This window comes from Arthrobacter sp. MDT1-49-2 (assembly GCF_059090185.1).
The window spans coordinates 65,420-81,658 of record NZ_JBNHFK010000001.1; the positions used below are offsets into that span (position 1 = coordinate 65,420).

Below are 16,239 nucleotides of genomic sequence, written 5' to 3' on the forward strand. Positions count from 1 at the left end.
CACAGGTATCCCGAGTACCCTGCCATGGCTGAGCCGGAATACAAACCGGGGCAGCACCAGGCAGAAGAGCTTCCCGTAGGACAGTTCTTCACCGAACCCGCAGAAGCTCCCACCCGCCGGAGTCAACGCCCCTCACGGGAGAAGCAGCGCCGCCGCCGGCGCCGCACCATCGTGATGGTGGTGGTGCTGGCACTCTTCGCCGGCGTCGTCTTCGGACTGACCATGTTCCTGCGGGACCTGCTGGGCATGAACGAAATCAAGGATTATGAAGGCGCCGGAAACGGCTCGGTGGCATTCACTGTCGCTGAAGGCGACGGCCCGCTGCTCATCGGCGGCAAACTCGAGGCCGAGGACATCGTCGCCACCTCGAAGGAATTCGTCAACGCGTTCACTGCGCAGTCGGACGGCCGGGAGATCCAGCCGGGCACATATGAGATGAAGTACCAGATGTCCTCCTCCGCAGCGGTCGATGCCCTGCTGGGTGACGGCAGCGGGCAGGTGCATTACGCTGCCGTGGCACGCGACCTCCGCCAGAGCGAAGTGTTCGAGATCCTGAACACGTCCACGCGGATCCCGCTCTCGGATTTCCAGGCCCTGGCCGAAAACCCGCAGCAGTTCGGACTGCCTGAGCAGGCAGTTTCCCTGGAGGGGTACCTGTTCCCCGGCGAATACCGGTTCGACGTGGAAATGACGGCCGAGGACATCATCAAGGAGATGACCTCCAACGCCTTCACCCAGCTTGAGGAAGCCGGGATCACCGACCCGGCCGAGCAGTACCGGATCCTGACCATGGCGAGCATCATCCAGGCCGAGGCAGGGGAGGCCGACTACGCCAAGGTTGCCGGTTCCATCGAGAACCGGCTGGGCCCGAACAACACCGAAACCAACGGACTCATCCAGTCCGATGCGACGGTGACCTACGGCCTGAACCGGAAGAGCTATGAGCTGACGCCGGAGGAGAAGGCGGACAAGTCCAACCCGTACAACACGTACGCCAACCCGGGACTGCCCGTCGGCCCGATCGGCTCACCCAGCCGGGAAGCCATCGACGCAGCGGCCAACCCGGAGGACGTTCCCTACTTCTACTGGGTGACGGTGAACCTGGACAGCGGCGAAACCAAGTTCTCCTCCACCCTGGCCGAACACGCCAAGTACGTGCAGGAGTACCAGGACTGGTGCGGCACCCAGAAGCCGGGGCGGTGCGGATAGGTGGAGCGGTCCCGGCTGCGTGCAGCCGTCCTGGGGCACCCGATCAGCCACTCGAGGTCCCCGCTGCTGCACCAGGCAGCGTATGACCATCTGGGGTTTCCCTGCGACTACGCGGCGATCGATCTCACCGCCGCCGAAGCCCCCGCCTTCGCAGCCTCGCTGCACGACGGCGGGGGCTGGGCCGGCCTCTCGGTGACCATGCCGCTGAAGGCAGTTATGGTCGGCGAAATGGACCAGGTGGATGACCGGGTCCGGGCGCTGGGCGTGCTCAACACCGTCACCTTTTCCCGTGTGGACGGCCGCACCGTCCTGACCGGACACAATACCGACGTCGACGGGATTGTCCGTGCCCTCCGCCATGCCGGGGCCCGTGAACGGCCGCGGGCCGTGGTGCTCGGCGCCGGCGGCACCGCGTGCGCCGCGGTGGCGGCCCTGGCCGAACTCGGTGCCGCCGGCGTGGAGGTCTGCGCCCGGCGGTTCCCCGATCCCGCGCCCGGCACCGCGGGCGTCCACGCGGCCGGGGAACGCACGGGCATCCGGGTCCAGTCGCGGCACTGGGAAGACGCAGCACGCGCCTGCGCGAAAGCCGACGTCGTGATCTCCACCCTCCCGCCCCGCGCAGCCGACGGGCTGGCCGCGGACCTCACGGACGTGCTGCCGGGCAGCGTCCTTCTGGATGCTGCCTACGACCCCTGGCCCAGCCGTATCGCCGGATCCTGGACCGGCGCCGGAGGCATTGTGGCAGCCGGCATCGAAATGCTCCTGTACCAGGCGGTGGAGCAGGTAAAACTGTTCACCGGCGGGGCTTTCCATGACGAAGCCGGCGTCACAAATGCGATGTGTGACGCTGTGGGTATCCCGCGGCGCTGAACGCCCGTGCCGGTCATGGCAGTATTGAAAGCATGTTGCGTTGGTTGACCGCCGGTGAGTCCCATGGACCTGCACTGGTTGGAATTGTTGAAGGTGTCCCTGCCGGAATCGAAGTGGACAGCAGTGCCATTCAGGCTGCCCTTGCCCGCCGCAGGCTCGGTTATGGCCGCGGTGCCCGGATGAAGTTCGAACAGGATGCCGTGCGCATCCTCGGCGGAGTCCGCCACGGAGTCACCCAGGGCGGGCCGGTAGCCATTGAAATCGGCAACACCGAATGGCCCAAATGGGAACAGGTGATGGCTGCCGATCCCGTGGACCAGGCTGCACTGGCCGACTCCGCCCGTAACGCTCCGCTGACCCGGCCGCGGCCCGGCCACGCCGATTTCACCGGCATGCAGAAATACGGATTCGATGAGGCCCGGCCCGTGCTGGAGCGTGCCAGCGCCCGGGAAACAGCCACCCGGGTGGCCCTGGGCGCAGTTGCCTCCGCTTTCCTGAAACAGCTGGGTATTGAACTCGTCAGCCACACCGTCGGGATTGCCGGCGTGATGGCCCCGGAGACTGCCTCCCTGCCGCTGCCCTCCGACGTCGACGCCCTCGACGCCGATCCGATGCGCTGCTTCGACCCCCGCGTGTCCGCGGCGATGGTGGCAGAGGTCGACGCCGCGCACAAGGAGGGCGAGACCCTCGGCGGCGTGGTGGAGGTGCTGGCCTACGGACTGCCGCCGGGACTGGGCAGCTACGTGCACTGGGACCGCCGCCTCGATGCACGGATTGCCGGTGCACTGATGGGCATCCAGGCGATCAAGGGCGTGGAAGTGGGAGACGGCTTCCTCACCGCTGCGCGCCGCGGGTCTGCGGCCCACGACGAAATCCTGCAGGACGCGCAGGGCCGCGTGGTCCGTTCCGGCAACCGTGCCGGCGGCATCGAAGGCGGCATGAGCATCGGGGAGCTGCTGCGCGTGCGTGCGGCGATGAAGCCCATTGCCACGGTGCCCCGCGCCCTGCGCACCGTGGACGTCAGCACCTCCCAGCCCGCCCGCGCCCACCACCAGCGCTCCGACGTCTGTGCCGTGCCCGCCGCCGGTGTGGTCGCCGAAGCCATGGTGGCCCTGGTGCTGGCGGAAGCCGTGCTCGAGAAGTTCGGCGGCGACTCGGTGGCCGAAACAGCCCGGAACCTCCGTGGCTACCTGGACGCCATCCCGGAGTCGCTGGAATCCGCCGGTACCGATGTCCCGCAGTACTGAGCCGCGCGAACCGGGCAGCATCCGCCGCCGGCCGGCCAAGCCGGGCACCCCGCCCGGCAACAAGCGCCATCTGGTCCTGATCGGTTTCATGGCCGCCGGCAAATCCGTCGTCGGGCGCAGCTACGCGGCCCGGGCAGGGCTGCCGTTTGTGGACACCGACGAGCTGGTGGTGGAACGCCACGGGCCCATCGCGGATCTGTTCACCGCCCGGGGTGAGCGCTATTTCCGCGAGGTGGAAGCACGGACGGTCGCGGCCGCCCTGGACTCACCCGTTCCGGCAGTCATCTCCCTGGGCGGGGGAGCGGTGCTGGACTCCGGTACACAGCAACTCCTCGCCGGGACCACTGTAGTGTTTCTGGATACGGACCTTGCCACCGTGCTTCCACGCATCAGCCGCTCCGGACACCGTCCAATGCTTGCTCCGGACCCCGTCCGGCGCTGGCAGGAGCTGGCCACGGCACGCCGTCCGGTTTACGAATCCCTGGCCGACATCACCATTGACACCAGGGGACTCACTGTTCCGGCCATTATTGACCGGCTGACTTCCGTCCTCACCAAAGGAGAAGACTAGATGCCCTCCGAACCGACGATCATCCCGGTGACCGGCTCCGTCCCTGCAGAAAACTACGACGTCGTGGTGGGCCACGGCCTGCTGGGCCGGCTGCCGGCAATGCTCGGGGAACGCGTTCGGCGCGTCCTGGTCATCCATCCCCGCGCCCTGCGCACCACCGGCGACACCGTGCGCGATGAACTCGCTGCCACCGGCCTCACCGCCGTGACCGCCGAGATTCCCGATGCCGAAGAAGGCAAGCACATCCAGGTGGCCTCGTTCTGCTGGCAGGTGCTCGGACAGAACGACTTCACCCGCTCCGACGCCATTGTGGCCGTGGGCGGGGGCGCCGTCACCGACGTCGCCGGGTTTGTGGCCGCGACCTGGCTGCGCGGCATCAAGGTGGTGCACATCCCCACAAGCCTGCTGGGCATGGTGGATGCAGCAGTGGGCGGCAAAACCGGCATCAACACCGCTGAGGGCAAGAACCTGGTGGGTGCCTTCCACCCGCCGGCCGGCGTGCTGGCCGACCTGGATGCGCTGGGCACGCTGCCGAAGAACGAACTGCTCAGCGGTATGGCGGAAGTCATCAAGTGCGGTTTCATTGCCGATCCGGCCATCCTCGACCTGGTGGAAGCCAATCCCGAGGCAGTGGCGGACGGCAGCTCCGACGTCGTGCGCGAACTCGTTGAACGCTCCATCGGGGTCAAGGCCGAAATCGTCTCCGCCGACCTGCGTGAAGCCGGCCGCCGGGAGTTCCTGAACTACGGCCACACCCTGGGCCACTCGATTGAACTGGCGGAGCGATACCAGTGGCGCCACGGTGCGGCAGTGTCCGTGGGGCTGGTCTTTGCCGCCGAACTGGGGCGTATGGTCGGCCGGCTCGACGACGCAACAGCTGACCGGCACAAGGAGATCCTCGCCTCACTGGGCCTGCCGGTGAGCTACCGCAAGGACCGCTGGTCCGCGTTGCTGGACGGGATGCGCCGGGACAAGAAATCGCGTGGCGACCTGCTGCGTTTCGTGGTGCTGGACGGGCTGGCGAAGCCGTCCATGCTGGAGGTTCCGGACACCTCGCTGCTGTTCGCCGCCTACCAGGAGATCGCCTCCGAGCCGCAGGGCGGAATCCGGCTCAGCCTGTAGTTCTCCGGAGCGGGTAGAATAGTCGACGGACTTGAATTAAACGTACTTTGACGAACGACATATAGACGGACAACGGAAGAGAAACTGTGGCGACGACCAACGACATCAAGAACGGCACCGTGCTGAAGCTTGAAGGCAACCTCTGGAGCATCATCGAGTTCCAGCACGTGAAGCCGGGCAAGGGTGGTGCGTTCGTCCGTACCAAGATGCGCAACGTGACCTCGGGCAAGGTAGTGGACAAGACGTTCAACGCCGGCATCAAGGTCGAGACCGCCACGGTGGACCGCCGCGACTACCAGTACCTGTACCAGGACGGCGAAGACTACGTCTTCATGGATACCTCCGACTTCGACCAGCTCACGGTCCCGGGCAAAATTGTCGGCGACAACGCCAACTTCATGATGGAGTCGATGATGGTCACCATCGCGATCCACGAAGGCTCCCCGCTGTACATCGAGCTGCCGCCGTCCGTCACCATGGAAATCACCTACACCGAGCCCGGCCTGCAGGGTGACCGCTCCACCGGCGGCACCAAGCCCGCCACCATCGAGACCGGCTACGAGATCCAGGTGCCGCTGTTCCTGGAACAGGGCACCAAGGTCAAGGTTGACACCCGCACCGGCGACTACCTGGGACGCGTTAACGAGTGAGTGCACGCAGTAAAGCACGGACCCGCGCACTGGAGGTCCTTTTCGAAGCCGAACAGCGTTCGGCTTCAGCCTTCGATGTCATCCGGGCCCGCCGCGAACGGACCGACCAGACCATCAACCCGTACACCATGGATTTGGTGGAAGGCGTGGTTGCGATGCAGGAACAGATCGATGAGTTCCTGAGCACGTATTCGCAGGGTTGGACACTTGACCGCATGCCTTCGGTGGACCGCATCATCCTCCGCCTGGGCGCCTGGGAGCTCCTCTACAACGACGACGTCCCGGACAAGGTCGCCATCAGCGAAGCCGTGGAAATGGCCAAGACCCTGTCCACGGACGAGTCCCCGGCCTTCATCAACGGACTGCTTGGACGGCTGCAGGAACTGAAGCCCTCCCTGCTGGCCTGATCCCTCGGCATCAGCAGATGGAAAGGACCGCCCCTTCGGGGGCGGTCCTTTGTGTTTTCCGGCGGACTATCCTGTCCCGGCGAACATGGCGGAGCGGAGCGAGGACACTTCACGCAACAGGGTCCTCTCGTAGTCCCGGTTGGCCTCCACGTCGCGTCCCGCCACGATCTGCTGACGGGTCAGGGCCAGGCGGGTGGAACGCCGGATCAGTTCCTTCATGGGCGCCGCCGCGTGATGGGCCCGCGCCCAGGCCATGGCCCGGCGGCGGCCCGCGCCGGTGGCCAGCATGTCCACCTCGGCGTCGCTGAACCAGCCTGCTCCGGCGTACTCTCCGAGCCGGCGCCGCGTGAGACGCTGTTCGCTGCGGCGGAGGAACCAGACGCCGGTGACCGCCAGTGCGAAGAAAGGCACCTGGAGCAGGAAGTAGAAAACGAAGAAATCCCCGAACAACAACGCCGGGCCCCCGTTCCACAGCATGTGGCCCAAGATCGCGGGAACCAGTCCCAGGACAAATGCCGGACCGATCCAGGCGTTACCCGCACGCCGGGCGGCCAGCCCCAGGGCCAGGCCCGTGCAGGCAGTAAAGAGCACGTGCGCAAAGGGTGAGAGCAGCCCGCGCAGGATGAAGGTAAACCCCAGCTGATAGACAGTACCCCCGCCCGTGGTCAGCAGCGCTGATCCGAAGTAGAGGATGTTCTCGGTAAAGGCGAACCCGGCGGCCACCGCTGCGGCGAAGACAATGCCGTCCACCGGCCCGTCGAAAATCCGCCGGCGCACCAGCAGGAGCAGCAGGATGCCCGCGCCCTTGGCAATCTCCTCCACCACCGGCGCCTGGACCACCATGCCCAGCAGATCCGCCGAACCGGAGGGCACCAGCTCCAGCAGCGCCAGCGTGAAATACGGGCCCACCAGCACGGCGATGGCCACGGATACTCCGGCGCCCCACAGGAAGCAGAACGCCAAGGTGCTGCGCGGTTCCGGTTCCCACCGGTCCACCCACCAGATACCCAGGACACAGATGCCCAGCGGCACCAGGGCGAGGATCCCGCAGATAATAAAGGCCGGCGGCCCAAGCCGCTCGAGCAGGAACATTCCAACCCAGGCCAGCACCGCGGAGGACAGCACAATCATCAGCACCGTGGCGGCCAGGCCGCTTTCCCGGTGCGTTGCCGGGCGGACCCAGTCCGGTGCAGCGAAGCCTGGCGGAACAGGATGCTGCTGGCCGGGCGGCGGAGGGGAGCTGTGCATAGCAGCCAGAATAGTCATACAACGTCGTACACAGGCGCCGGCCGAGAACCGCCGCGCGTCCTGTGATAGCGTCTTGCACGCATTCAACCTTTAAATTCCGTCCTGTGAGGCGGGGAAGGAGGAAGCGGAAATGACTGGCATCGATGCCGTCCAGGTACCCCGCCGTACCGTTCTGTCTTCAGCTGACATTGACCGCGCGCTGACGCGCATTGCCCATGAAATCCTTGAGGCCAACAAGGGTCCCGAAGACCTGGTCCTGATGGGCATTCCCCGCCGCGGATATCCGCTGGCACAGCGCCTGGCAGCGAAGATCGCCGGCGCCGCACCGGGCATCGACCCCGCAGCCATCACCGGCCAGCTTGATGTCACGATGTTCCGTGACGACCTCTCCCGCCGCCCCACCCGGCCCCCTTATGCCACCCGCGAGCCGGTCTCCGGGATTGACGACAAAGTAGTGGTGCTGGTGGACGATGTCCTGTTCTCCGGGCGCACCATCCGTGCCGCACTGGACGCCCTGGTGGACCTCGGCCGCCCCCGGATTGTCCGGCTGGCGGTACTGGTGGACCGCGGGCACCGGGAGCTGCCCATCCGCGCCGACCATGTGGGCAAGAATCTGCCCACGGCCTCCCGCGAACAGGTACGCGTCCGCCTGGTGGAAAGCGACGATCCCGCAGTGGATGAAGTGGTTATCGAGGGCACTGCATGAGGCATCTGCTCTCCACCCTGGACCTGAGCCGGGCCGATGCCCTGGCAATTCTGGACACAGCGGAGCAGATGGCAGCGGTGGGGGAGCGCGAGATCAAGAAGCTCCCCGCCCTGCGCGGACGCACCGTGGTGAACCTGTTTTTCGAAGATTCCACCCGCACCCGGATTTCCTTCGAGGCCGCTGCCAAGCGTCTCTCCGCCGACGTCATCAACTTTTCCGCCAAGGGCTCCTCGGTGTCCAAGGGCGAGTCGCTGAAGGACACTGCCCAGACCCTCGCCGCCATCGGGGCGGACGCCGTGGTGATCCGGCACGGTTCCTCCGGGGCCCCGGCGCGGCTGGCCACCTCCGGCTGGATTGACGCCGCCGTGCTGAACGCCGGGGACGGCACGCACGAGCACCCCACCCAGGCCCTGCTGGACGCCTTCACCATGCGCCGGCACTGGGCACGGCTGCACGGCACCGAATCCACCGGCACCGACCTGACCGGCATGAAAGTGGTGATTGTCGGCGACGTGCTGCACTCCCGGGTGGCCCGCTCGGACCTGTGGCTGCTCCGGACGCTCGGTGCGGAAGTCACGCTGGTGGCCCCGCCCACGCTGCTGCCGTTCGGCGTCGAGAGCTGGCCCTGCACGGTCAGCTACGACCTGGATGAAGCGCTGGCCTCCCGGCCGGACGCGGTGATGATGCTGCGCGTGCAGGGCGAACGCATGCACTCAGCATTTTTCCCGTCCGTCCGCGAGTACTCCCGCCGCTGGGGCCTGGACGACGTCCGCCTGGACCGGCTGGACGCCCTGGGCATGGAAGACACCATCATCATGCACCCGGGCCCGATGAACCGTGGGCTGGAGATTTCCGCGCGCGCCGCCGATTCCCCGCGGTCCACCGTCCTGGACCAGGTCAGCAACGGCGTCTCCGTCCGTATGGCCGCCCTCTACCTGCTGCTCTCCGGTGAGAGCGGCTCCGAACGTACACCGCAGGAGCAGAAGCGATGAGCAATCCCGGCAACCCGACCCCGACCGGTTCCTACCTGATCCGCGGCGCCAGCATCCTCGGGCTCGAAGCAGCAGACATCCTGCTGGACAACGGAACCATCACCGCCGTCGGCCCGCAGGCGCAGGCATCCGCTCCGGACGGCGCAGAGGTAATCGACGCCGTCGGCCTGATCGCCCTGCCCGGCATGGTGGATCTGCACACCCACCTGCGCGAACCCGGCCGGGAAGACGCCGAAACCGTGGAAACCGGCAGCCGTGCCGCAGCCCTGGGTGGTTTCACCGCCGTGCACGCCATGGCCAACAGCATGCCTGTTGCTGACACCGCCGGCGTGGTGGAACAGGTCCTGAGCCTGGGGGAGCGGGCGGGCTGGGTGGACGTCCGCCCCGTAGGCGCCGTCACCGTCGGGCTGGCCGGCGAACGCCTGGCCGAACTCGGGGCGATGGCCGATTCCCGGGCACGGGTCCGGGTCTTTTCCGACGACGGCATGTGCGTCTCGGACCCGGTCCTGATGCGCCGGGCACTGGAATACGTCAAGGCCTTCGACGGCGTGATCGCCCAGCATGCGCAGGAGCCCCGGCTGACCGAAGGCGCCCAGATGAACGAGGGCGAAGTCAGTGCGGTCCTCGGCCTGGCCGGCTGGCCCGCCGTCGCGGAGGAAGCCATCATCGCCCGCGACGTACTGCTGGCCCGCCACACCGGCTCCCGGCTGCACGTCTGCCACGTCTCCACTGCAGGGTCCGTGGAAATCCTCCGCTGGGCCAAGGCACAGGGCATCAGCGTCACCGCCGAAGTCACCCCGCACCACCTGCTCCTGACGGACGAAATGGTGCGCAGCTACGACCCGGTCTACAAGGTGAACCCGCCGCTGCGCACCGCCGACGACGTCGACGCCGTCCGCCGCGGACTGGCGGACGGGACCATCGACATTGTCGGCACCGACCACGCCCCGCATCCCAGCGAGCACAAGGAATGTGAGTGGGCGCAGGCGGCCATGGGCATGACCGGACTGGAAACCGCCCTGTCCGTAGTGCAGCACACCATGATCGACACCGGGCTGATGGACTGGGCAGGCTTTGCCCGGGTGATGTCCGCTACGCCGGCGCTGATCGGCGACGTCCAGGGCCAGGGGCGGCCAATCGCAGCAGGCGAACCGGCAAACGTCATATTGGTGGACCCAACTGCGTCACGGACGGTGGACCCTTCTAAGATGGCAAGCAAGGGGCGCAACAGTCCGTTCGCCGGGCTGGAATTGCCCGGAGTGGTGCAGACCGTCTTCTATGCCGGCCACCCCACCGTCCGCGACGGCAGACTCAATACGCCCCACCCTGTTGCCGCAAAGGAATCCTGATGGAACTGCTGTATTTCTTCCTGGGCCTGGCCGCCCTCCTCATCCTTATCCTGGGCCTGTTCGCCCTGGGCTGGAGGGGGCGACGACGCCGGCAGCAGGATGTTCCGCGGCCTAAGCGGCTGCCCGCGGAGTTGGAGGAGCCGACGTTCCAGGCCCTGGGCCAGTACGTGGTGACCACCAGCGCGGGGGACTGGCTGGACCGCGTGGCGCTCTACGGACTGGGCGTGAAATCCAATGCCACTGCCGCCGTTTTCCACGAAGGCCTGCTCTTCGCCCGCTCCGGCGCGGAGGATCTGTGGATCCCGCGTGAGGACCTGCTCGGCGTGCGTCTGGAACGCGGCATGGCCGGCAAATTCGTCGAAAAAGACGGACTCGTCACCGTGACGTGGCAGCTGGGCCCCAAGCGCGTGGACACCGGTTTCCGGACCCGTGCCGCCGACGGGAAGACACCCCTGGTAAACGCAATTACGAAACTTCTGCCGGCATCGGCGACCCCTAGCGAGGAACAACTGTGACAGTGCACGAGACCATCAACCCCACACCCGCCGTCCTGATGCTGGAGGACGGGCGCACCTTCCGCGGCCGTGCCTACGGCGCGCAGGGGACAGCCCTGGGTGAAGCGGTCTTCGCGACCGGCATGACCGGCTACCAGGAAACCATCACGGATCCCTCCTACGCCCGGCAGCTGGTGGTGCAGACGGCACCGCACATCGGCAACACCGGGGTGAACGCCGACGACGCCGAGTCCCGGCGCATCTGGGTGGCCGGCTACATAGTGCGTGATGCCGCGCGGCGTCCCTCCAGCTGGCGGTCCGAGCGGACCCTGGATGAGCAGCTGGCTGAGCAGGGCGTTGTAGGTATCTCCGGCGTCGACACCCGTGCCGTCACCCGGCACCTGCGCGAACGCGGGGCCATGAAGGCCGGCATCTTCTCCGGCGACGACGCGGTTCGGCCGGACGCCGAGCTGCTCGCCGAGGTCCGCGCCCAGCAGGGCATGGCAGGCGCACGCCTGGCCGAGGAGGTCAGCGTCGACGAAGCCTACGTCATCGACCCCGCCGACCACGGCTGGGAGGGTGAGCCGCTGGGCACCGTGGCGGCCATCGACCTGGGCATCAAATCCATGACCCCGGTACGCCTCGCCGAGCGCGGCGTCCGCACCCACGTACTGCCCGCCGCCACCACCTTCGAGGACCTGCGGGCCCTGAACCCGGACGGCGTCTTTATGTCCAACGGCCCCGGCGATCCGGCGACCGCGGACGTGCAGGTCGCCATGCTGCGCGAGGTCCTGGATCACCGCATCCCGTTCTTCGGCATCTGCTTCGGCAACCAGATCCTCGGACGCGCCCTGGGCTTCGGCACCTACAAGCTGCGCTACGGACACCGCGGCATCAACCAGCCGGTACTGGACCGCCGGACCGGCAAGGTGGAAATCACCAGCCAGAACCACGGCTTCGCCGTCGACGCACCGCTGGACGGGCCCGTCACCGCACCGGAAGAGCGCTACGGGCGGGTGGAGGTGAGCCACGTGTCCCTGAACGACAACGTGGTGGAAGGCCTCGCCTGCCTGGATATCCCGGCCTTCTCCGTGCAGTACCACCCCGAAGCCGCTGCCGGACCGCACGACTCCGCCTACCTCTTTGACCGTTTCGTGGAGCTTATGGCCTCCAGCAAGAACAAGGAGAGCATCTAATGCCCCGCAGAACCGACCTCAAATCCGTCCTGGTCATCGGCTCCGGCCCCATCGTCATCGGCCAGGCCGCGGAATTCGACTACTCCGGCACGCAGGCCCTGCGGGTCCTGAAGGAGGAGGGCCTGCGGGTCATCCTCGTGAACTCCAACCCGGCCACCATCATGACCGACCCCGAATTTGCGGACGCCACCTACGTGGAACCCATCACGCCCGAGGTGGTCGAGAAGATCATCGCCAAGGAACGCCCGGACGCCGTCCTGCCCACCCTGGGTGGACAGACCGCGCTGAACACCGCCATCGCACTGGATAAAAACGGTGTGCTGGAGAAGTACAACGTGGAGCTCATCGGCGCCAACATCGCCGCCATCGAACTGGGCGAGGACCGCGAAAAGTTCAAGGGCGTCGTCGAGCGCTGCGGCGCCGAATCCGCCAAGTCCATCATTGTGCACAGCATGGACGAAGCCTTCGCGGCCGCCGAGGAGCTGGGCTACCCGATGGTGGTGCGCCCCTCCTTCACCATGGGCGGGCTGGGTTCCGGCCTGGCCTACAACGCCGAGGACCTGCGCCGCATTGCCGGTGCCGGCATCCAGTACAGCCCCACCTCCGAGGTGCTGCTTGAAGAGAGCATCCTCGGCTGGAAGGAATACGAGCTGGAGATGATGCGGGACCGGAACGACAACGTCGTGGTGGTCTGCTCCATCGAAAACTTCGACCCGGTGGGTGTGCACACCGGTGACTCCATCACCGTGGCACCGGCCATGACGCTGACCGACCGCGAGTACCAGAAACTGCGCAACATCGCGATCGCGGTCATCCGCGAAGTCGGGGTGGACACCGGCGGCTGCAACATCCAGTTCGCCATCGAACCGGACACCGGCCGCGTTGTGGTCATCGAAATGAACCCGCGCGTCTCCCGGTCCTCGGCGCTGGCGTCCAAGGCCACCGGCTTTGCCATCGCCAAGATCGCCACCAAGCTGTCACTGGGCTACACGCTGGACGAAATCCCCAACGACATCACCAAGAAGACCCCGGCCTCCTTCGAGCCGACCCTGGACTACGTAGTGGTCAAGGTGCCGCGCTTCGCGTTCGAGAAGTTCCCGGCCGCGGACCCGACGCTGACCACCACCATGAAGTCCGTGGGCGAGGCCATGGCCATCGGGCGCAACTTCACCGAAGCCCTGCAGAAGGCGCTGCGCTCCCTGGAACAGAAGGGCGCCACATTGTCCTTCGAACCGGTGGACGCCGCCGACGTGCCCGCCCTTGTGGAGGCGGCGAAGCGGCCCACCACCGACCGGCTGAAGCAGGTCCAGCAGGCTCTGCTGGGCGGTGCCTCCGTGGAGGAACTGTACGAAGCCACCGGCATCGATCCCTGGTATCTGGACCAGCTGGCCCTGATCAATGAAACCGCCGAGCAGATCCGTGCCACGCCGTCGGTCAACGAGGACATCCTGCGCCTGGCCAAGCGGCACGGGTTCTCCGACGAGCAGATCGGGGCGCTGACCAACACTCCGGAGGCCGTGGTCCGCGGCGTCCGGCACGCCCTGAACATCCGCCCGGTGTACAAGACGGTGGACACGTGCGCCGCCGAATTCGCCGCCTACACCCCGTACCACTACTCCTCCTACGACGAGGAGGATGAGGTGGCCGAACACGCCAAGCCGTCCATCATCATCCTGGGCTCCGGGCCGAACCGCATCGGGCAGGGCATCGAGTTCGACTACTCCTGCGTGCACGCCACCATGGCCCTGCGCGAAGCCGGCCACGAGACCGTCATGATCAACTGCAACCCGGAAACGGTCTCCACGGACTACGACATCTCCGACCGGCTCTACTTCGAGCCGCTCACCCTGGAGGACGTCCTGGAGGTCATCGCCGCCGAGCAGCGCACCGGCGGTGTGCTGGGTGTCTTCGTCCAGCTTGGCGGGCAGACCCCGCTGAAGCTGGCGCAGGCCCTGGCCGACGCCGGTGTTCCCATCCTGGGCACCTCACCCGAGGCGATCGACCTGGCCGAACACCGCGGCGCCTTCCAGCGGGTCCTGGACGCCGGCGGGCTGACCGCCCCGAAGAACGGCACCGCCGTGTCCTTCGAGGACGCTAAGAAGGTCGCGGACGAAATCGGCTACCCGGTGCTGGTCCGGCCCTCCTACGTGCTCGGCGGCCGCGGCATGGAAATCGTCTACGACGAGGAAAACCTCTCCCGCTACATCACCAACGCCACCGAGATCACCCCGGACCACCCCGTGCTGGTGGACCGGTTCCTGGAAGACGCCATCGAGATCGACGTCGACGCATTGTTCGACGGCACCGACCTGTACGTGGGCGGCATCATGGAGCACATCGAGGAAGCCGGCATCCACTCGGGTGACTCCGCCTGCGTGCTGCCGCCCATCACGCTGGGCGCCGACGTGATCGAGCGGGTCCGGGAAGCCACCCGGGCCATTGCCTCCGGTGTCGGAGTGCGCGGCCTGATCAACATCCAGTTCGCCCTCGCATCCGACATCCTCTACGTCATCGAAGCCAACCCGCGTGCCTCCCGCACCGTGCCGTTCGTATCCAAGGCCACCGGGGTGCAGCTGGCCAAGGCCGCCGCCCTGATCGGCACCGGCGTCACCATCGCGGAGCTGCGTGCGGCGGGCCGCCTCTCCGCCACCGGCGACGGGTCCTCCCTGCCCCTGGACGCCCCGGTCGCCGTGAAGGAAGCCGTGCTGCCGTTCAGCCGGTTCCGCACGCCCGAAGGCACCGTGGTGGATTCCCTGCTCGGCCCGGAAATGCGCTCCACCGGCGAGGTGATGGGCATTGACAAGTACTTCGACACTGCCTTCGCCAAGTCCCAGGCAGCCGCCAACAGTGCCCTTCCCACAGCGGGCAAGGTGTTTGTATCCGTGGCCAACCGGGACAAGCGTTCCATCATCATGGCCGTGAAGCGGATGAGCGATCTCGGGTTCGAGATCCTCTCCACCGGCGGCACGGCCGACGTGCTGCGCCGCAACGGCATCACGGCCACCGTGGTGCGCAAGGTGGGTGAGGGTGTCGGACCGAACGGGGAAGGCACCGTGGCGGACCTGATTACCGCCGGGGAAATCAACCTCGTGGTCAACACCCCCTCGGGTGGCCAGGCCCGCGGAGACGGTTACGAAATCCGTGCCGCCGCCACCTCCATCGGCTGCCCCGTTGTCACCACCGTGTCCGAATTCGGCGCCGCCGTTCAGGCCATCGAGGCCATGCGTTCCTACGAATGGGATGTCACCTCGCTGCAGGAGCACGCCGCGAACCTGAAGGCCGCTGCCGGTGCCTGAGGCCCTGCAGTCCTTCGGCGCGCGCCTGCGTGCCGCCATGGACAGCCGCGGAGCGCTGTGCGTCGGGATCGATCCGCACCCGGCGCTGCTGGCTGACTGGGGACTGAACGACGACGCCGCCGGGCTGGAGCGCTTCTCCCTCACCGTCCTGGAGGCGGTGGGGGAGCACGCTGCAGCACTGAAACCGCAGGTGGCCCTGTATGAACGCCACGGCTCCGCCGGCCTGGCCGTGCTGGAGAAGCTCCTGGCCGCCTGTACGGCTGCCGGAGTGCTGAGCATTGCCGACGCCAAGCGCGGCGACATCGGCTCCACCATGGCCGCGTATGCCGATGCCTGGCTGCGGGACGGTTCTGCCCTGGCCGCCGATGCCGTGACGCTCAGCCCCTACCTGGGTTTTGGGTCCCTGCGGCCGGCCCTGGACCTTGCCGCGGAGACCGGACGCGGGGTCTTCGTGCTGGCCCTGACCTCCAACCCCGAAGGCGCGTCCGTGCAGCACGTCGGCCGTGCATCCGCCGGCCGGGACGGACGCTCCGTCGCGGCCCGCATCGTGGATGCCGCGGCTGCGGAGAACGGCAGCGTCAGCGGCCTCGGATCCGTAGGCCTGGTGGTGGGCGCCACGGTGGGATCCGCCCTCACGGATCTGGGCCTGGACCTCGCCGCCGCACACGCGCCGCTGCTGGCACCGGGGTTGGGCGCGCAGGGGGCCACGGCGGCAGATCTGGCCCGAACCTTCGGGCCGGCGTATCCCAACGTGCTTGCCACCTCCAGCCGCGGGATCCTGCGGGCCGGGCCGGATCATCGGAAGCTGCGCGAAGCCGCACTGCAGACCGGACGGGAGCTGGCCGCGGCAGGGTAAGCGCGGGCGGGGCGGCCCGGACCGCT

The 16,239-nt window shown here is 67.3% G+C and carries 15 protein-coding genes; 14 read left to right on the forward strand and 1 reads right to left on the reverse strand.

The window, feature by feature from the left end:
- The first annotated feature begins 24 nt into the window (after positions 1 to 24).
- The 7 genes from mltG to nusB all read left to right on the forward strand — a co-directional run bounded on the left by mltG (position 25) and on the right by nusB (position 6,076).
- Positions 25 to 1,209, forward strand: coding sequence for an endolytic transglycosylase MltG (gene mltG, locus AC5RTS_RS00305; RefSeq protein WP_493990090.1), 1,185 nt, complete (start codon positions 25 to 27; stop codon positions 1,207 to 1,209).
- The gene (locus tag AC5RTS_RS00310; protein WP_493990091.1) at positions 1,210 to 2,079 is read left to right on the forward strand and encodes a shikimate dehydrogenase family protein; all 870 of its coding nucleotides are present in this window, start codon (positions 1,210 to 1,212) and stop codon (positions 2,077 to 2,079) included.
- Positions 2,080 to 2,111: 32 nt separating this feature from the next.
- The gene (gene aroC / locus AC5RTS_RS00315) at positions 2,112 to 3,326 is read left to right on the forward strand and encodes a chorismate synthase (protein ID WP_493990092.1); all 1,215 of its coding nucleotides are present in this window, start codon (positions 2,112 to 2,114) and stop codon (positions 3,324 to 3,326) included.
- Positions 3,310 to 3,897: a shikimate kinase gene (locus tag AC5RTS_RS00320; RefSeq protein WP_493990093.1), complete on the forward strand. Its 588-nt coding sequence runs from the start codon at positions 3,310 to 3,312 to the stop codon at positions 3,895 to 3,897. The genes aroC and AC5RTS_RS00320 overlap by 17 nt, the downstream gene beginning before the upstream one ends.
- Positions 3,898 to 5,019 carry a 3-dehydroquinate synthase gene (aroB, locus tag AC5RTS_RS00325; protein ID WP_493990094.1) on the forward strand — a complete coding sequence of 374 codons (1,122 nt, stop codon included), beginning with the start codon at positions 3,898 to 3,900 and terminating at the stop codon, positions 5,017 to 5,019. It begins immediately after the preceding gene.
- A gap of 86 nt (positions 5,020 to 5,105) precedes the next feature.
- Entirely contained in the window at positions 5,106 to 5,669 is a 564-nt protein-coding gene (gene efp, locus AC5RTS_RS00330; protein WP_227911484.1) for an elongation factor P, read from the forward strand.
- Positions 5,666 to 6,076 carry a transcription antitermination factor NusB gene (gene nusB, locus AC5RTS_RS00335; protein WP_493990095.1) on the forward strand — a complete coding sequence of 137 codons (411 nt, stop codon included), beginning with the start codon at positions 5,666 to 5,668 and terminating at the stop codon, positions 6,074 to 6,076. Before efp ends, nusB begins: the two co-directional genes overlap by 4 nt.
- Before the next feature lie 66 nt (positions 6,077 to 6,142).
- Here nusB and AC5RTS_RS00340 read toward each other — a convergent pair whose 3' ends face one another.
- Entirely contained in the window at positions 6,143 to 7,324 is a 1,182-nt protein-coding gene (locus AC5RTS_RS00340) for a PrsW family intramembrane metalloprotease (RefSeq protein ID WP_493990096.1), read from the reverse strand.
- Positions 7,325 to 7,454: 130 nt separating this feature from the next.
- Here AC5RTS_RS00340 and pyrR point away from each other — a divergent pair, with 130 nt between their 5' ends.
- The 7 genes from pyrR to pyrF are packed head-to-tail and all read left to right on the forward strand — an operon-like array spanning position 7,455 to position 16,213.
- Positions 7,455 to 8,030 (forward strand): bifunctional pyr operon transcriptional regulator/uracil phosphoribosyltransferase PyrR, encoded by a 576-nt coding sequence (gene pyrR, locus AC5RTS_RS00345; protein WP_493990097.1) that lies wholly within the window; start codon positions 7,455 to 7,457, stop codon positions 8,028 to 8,030.
- Entirely contained in the window at positions 8,027 to 9,022 is a 996-nt protein-coding gene (locus AC5RTS_RS00350; protein ID WP_493990098.1) for an aspartate carbamoyltransferase catalytic subunit, read from the forward strand. Before pyrR ends, AC5RTS_RS00350 begins: the two co-directional genes overlap by 4 nt.
- The gene (locus tag AC5RTS_RS00355; RefSeq protein ID WP_493990099.1) at positions 9,019 to 10,371 is read left to right on the forward strand and encodes a dihydroorotase; all 1,353 of its coding nucleotides are present in this window, start codon (positions 9,019 to 9,021) and stop codon (positions 10,369 to 10,371) included. The genes AC5RTS_RS00350 and AC5RTS_RS00355 overlap by 4 nt, the downstream gene beginning before the upstream one ends.
- Positions 10,371 to 10,886, forward strand: coding sequence for a PH-like domain-containing protein (locus AC5RTS_RS00360; protein ID WP_493990100.1), 516 nt, complete (start codon positions 10,371 to 10,373; stop codon positions 10,884 to 10,886). Before AC5RTS_RS00355 ends, AC5RTS_RS00360 begins: the two co-directional genes overlap by 1 nt.
- Positions 10,887 to 10,924: 38 nt before the next feature.
- A complete protein-coding gene (gene carA, locus AC5RTS_RS00365; protein ID WP_493990475.1) occupies positions 10,925 to 12,061 on the forward strand; it encodes a glutamine-hydrolyzing carbamoyl-phosphate synthase small subunit in 1,137 nt (378 codons plus the stop codon).
- The gene (gene carB / locus AC5RTS_RS00370; protein WP_493990101.1) at positions 12,061 to 15,357 is read left to right on the forward strand and encodes a carbamoyl-phosphate synthase large subunit; all 3,297 of its coding nucleotides are present in this window, start codon (positions 12,061 to 12,063) and stop codon (positions 15,355 to 15,357) included. The genes carA and carB overlap by 1 nt, the downstream gene beginning before the upstream one ends.
- Complete coding sequence (gene pyrF, locus AC5RTS_RS00375) at positions 15,344 to 16,213, forward strand: orotidine-5'-phosphate decarboxylase (protein WP_493990476.1); 870 nt, start codon at positions 15,344 to 15,346, stop codon at positions 16,211 to 16,213. The genes carB and pyrF overlap by 14 nt, the downstream gene beginning before the upstream one ends.
- The last annotated feature ends 26 nt before the right edge of the window (positions 16,214 to 16,239 follow it).

Coding starts and splice junctions, on each gene's coding strand:
- AC5RTS_RS00350 (WP_493990098.1), top strand. CDS start 8,027: ATGAGGCATCTGCTCTCCACCCTGGACCTGAGCCGGGCCGATGCCCTG.
- aroC (WP_493990092.1), top strand. CDS start 2,112: ATGTTGCGTTGGTTGACCGCCGGTGAGTCCCATGGACCTGCACTGGTT.
- carA (WP_493990475.1), top strand. CDS start 10,925: ATGCTGGAGGACGGGCGCACCTTCCGCGGCCGTGCCTACGGCGCGCAG.
- AC5RTS_RS00355 (WP_493990099.1), top strand. CDS start 9,019: ATGAGCAATCCCGGCAACCCGACCCCGACCGGTTCCTACCTGATCCGC.
- carB (WP_493990101.1), top strand. CDS start 12,061: ATGCCCCGCAGAACCGACCTCAAATCCGTCCTGGTCATCGGCTCCGGC.
- mltG (WP_493990090.1), top strand. CDS start 25: ATGGCTGAGCCGGAATACAAACCGGGGCAGCACCAGGCAGAAGAGCTT.
- AC5RTS_RS00320 (WP_493990093.1), top strand. CDS start 3,310: ATGTCCCGCAGTACTGAGCCGCGCGAACCGGGCAGCATCCGCCGCCGG.
- AC5RTS_RS00360 (WP_493990100.1), top strand. CDS start 10,371: ATGGAACTGCTGTATTTCTTCCTGGGCCTGGCCGCCCTCCTCATCCTT.
- AC5RTS_RS00340 (WP_493990096.1), bottom strand. CDS start 7,324: ATGCACAGCTCCCCTCCGCCGCCCGGCCAGCAGCATCCTGTTCCGCCA.
- aroB (WP_493990094.1), top strand. CDS start 3,898: ATGCCCTCCGAACCGACGATCATCCCGGTGACCGGCTCCGTCCCTGCA.
- pyrR (WP_493990097.1), top strand. CDS start 7,455: ATGACTGGCATCGATGCCGTCCAGGTACCCCGCCGTACCGTTCTGTCT.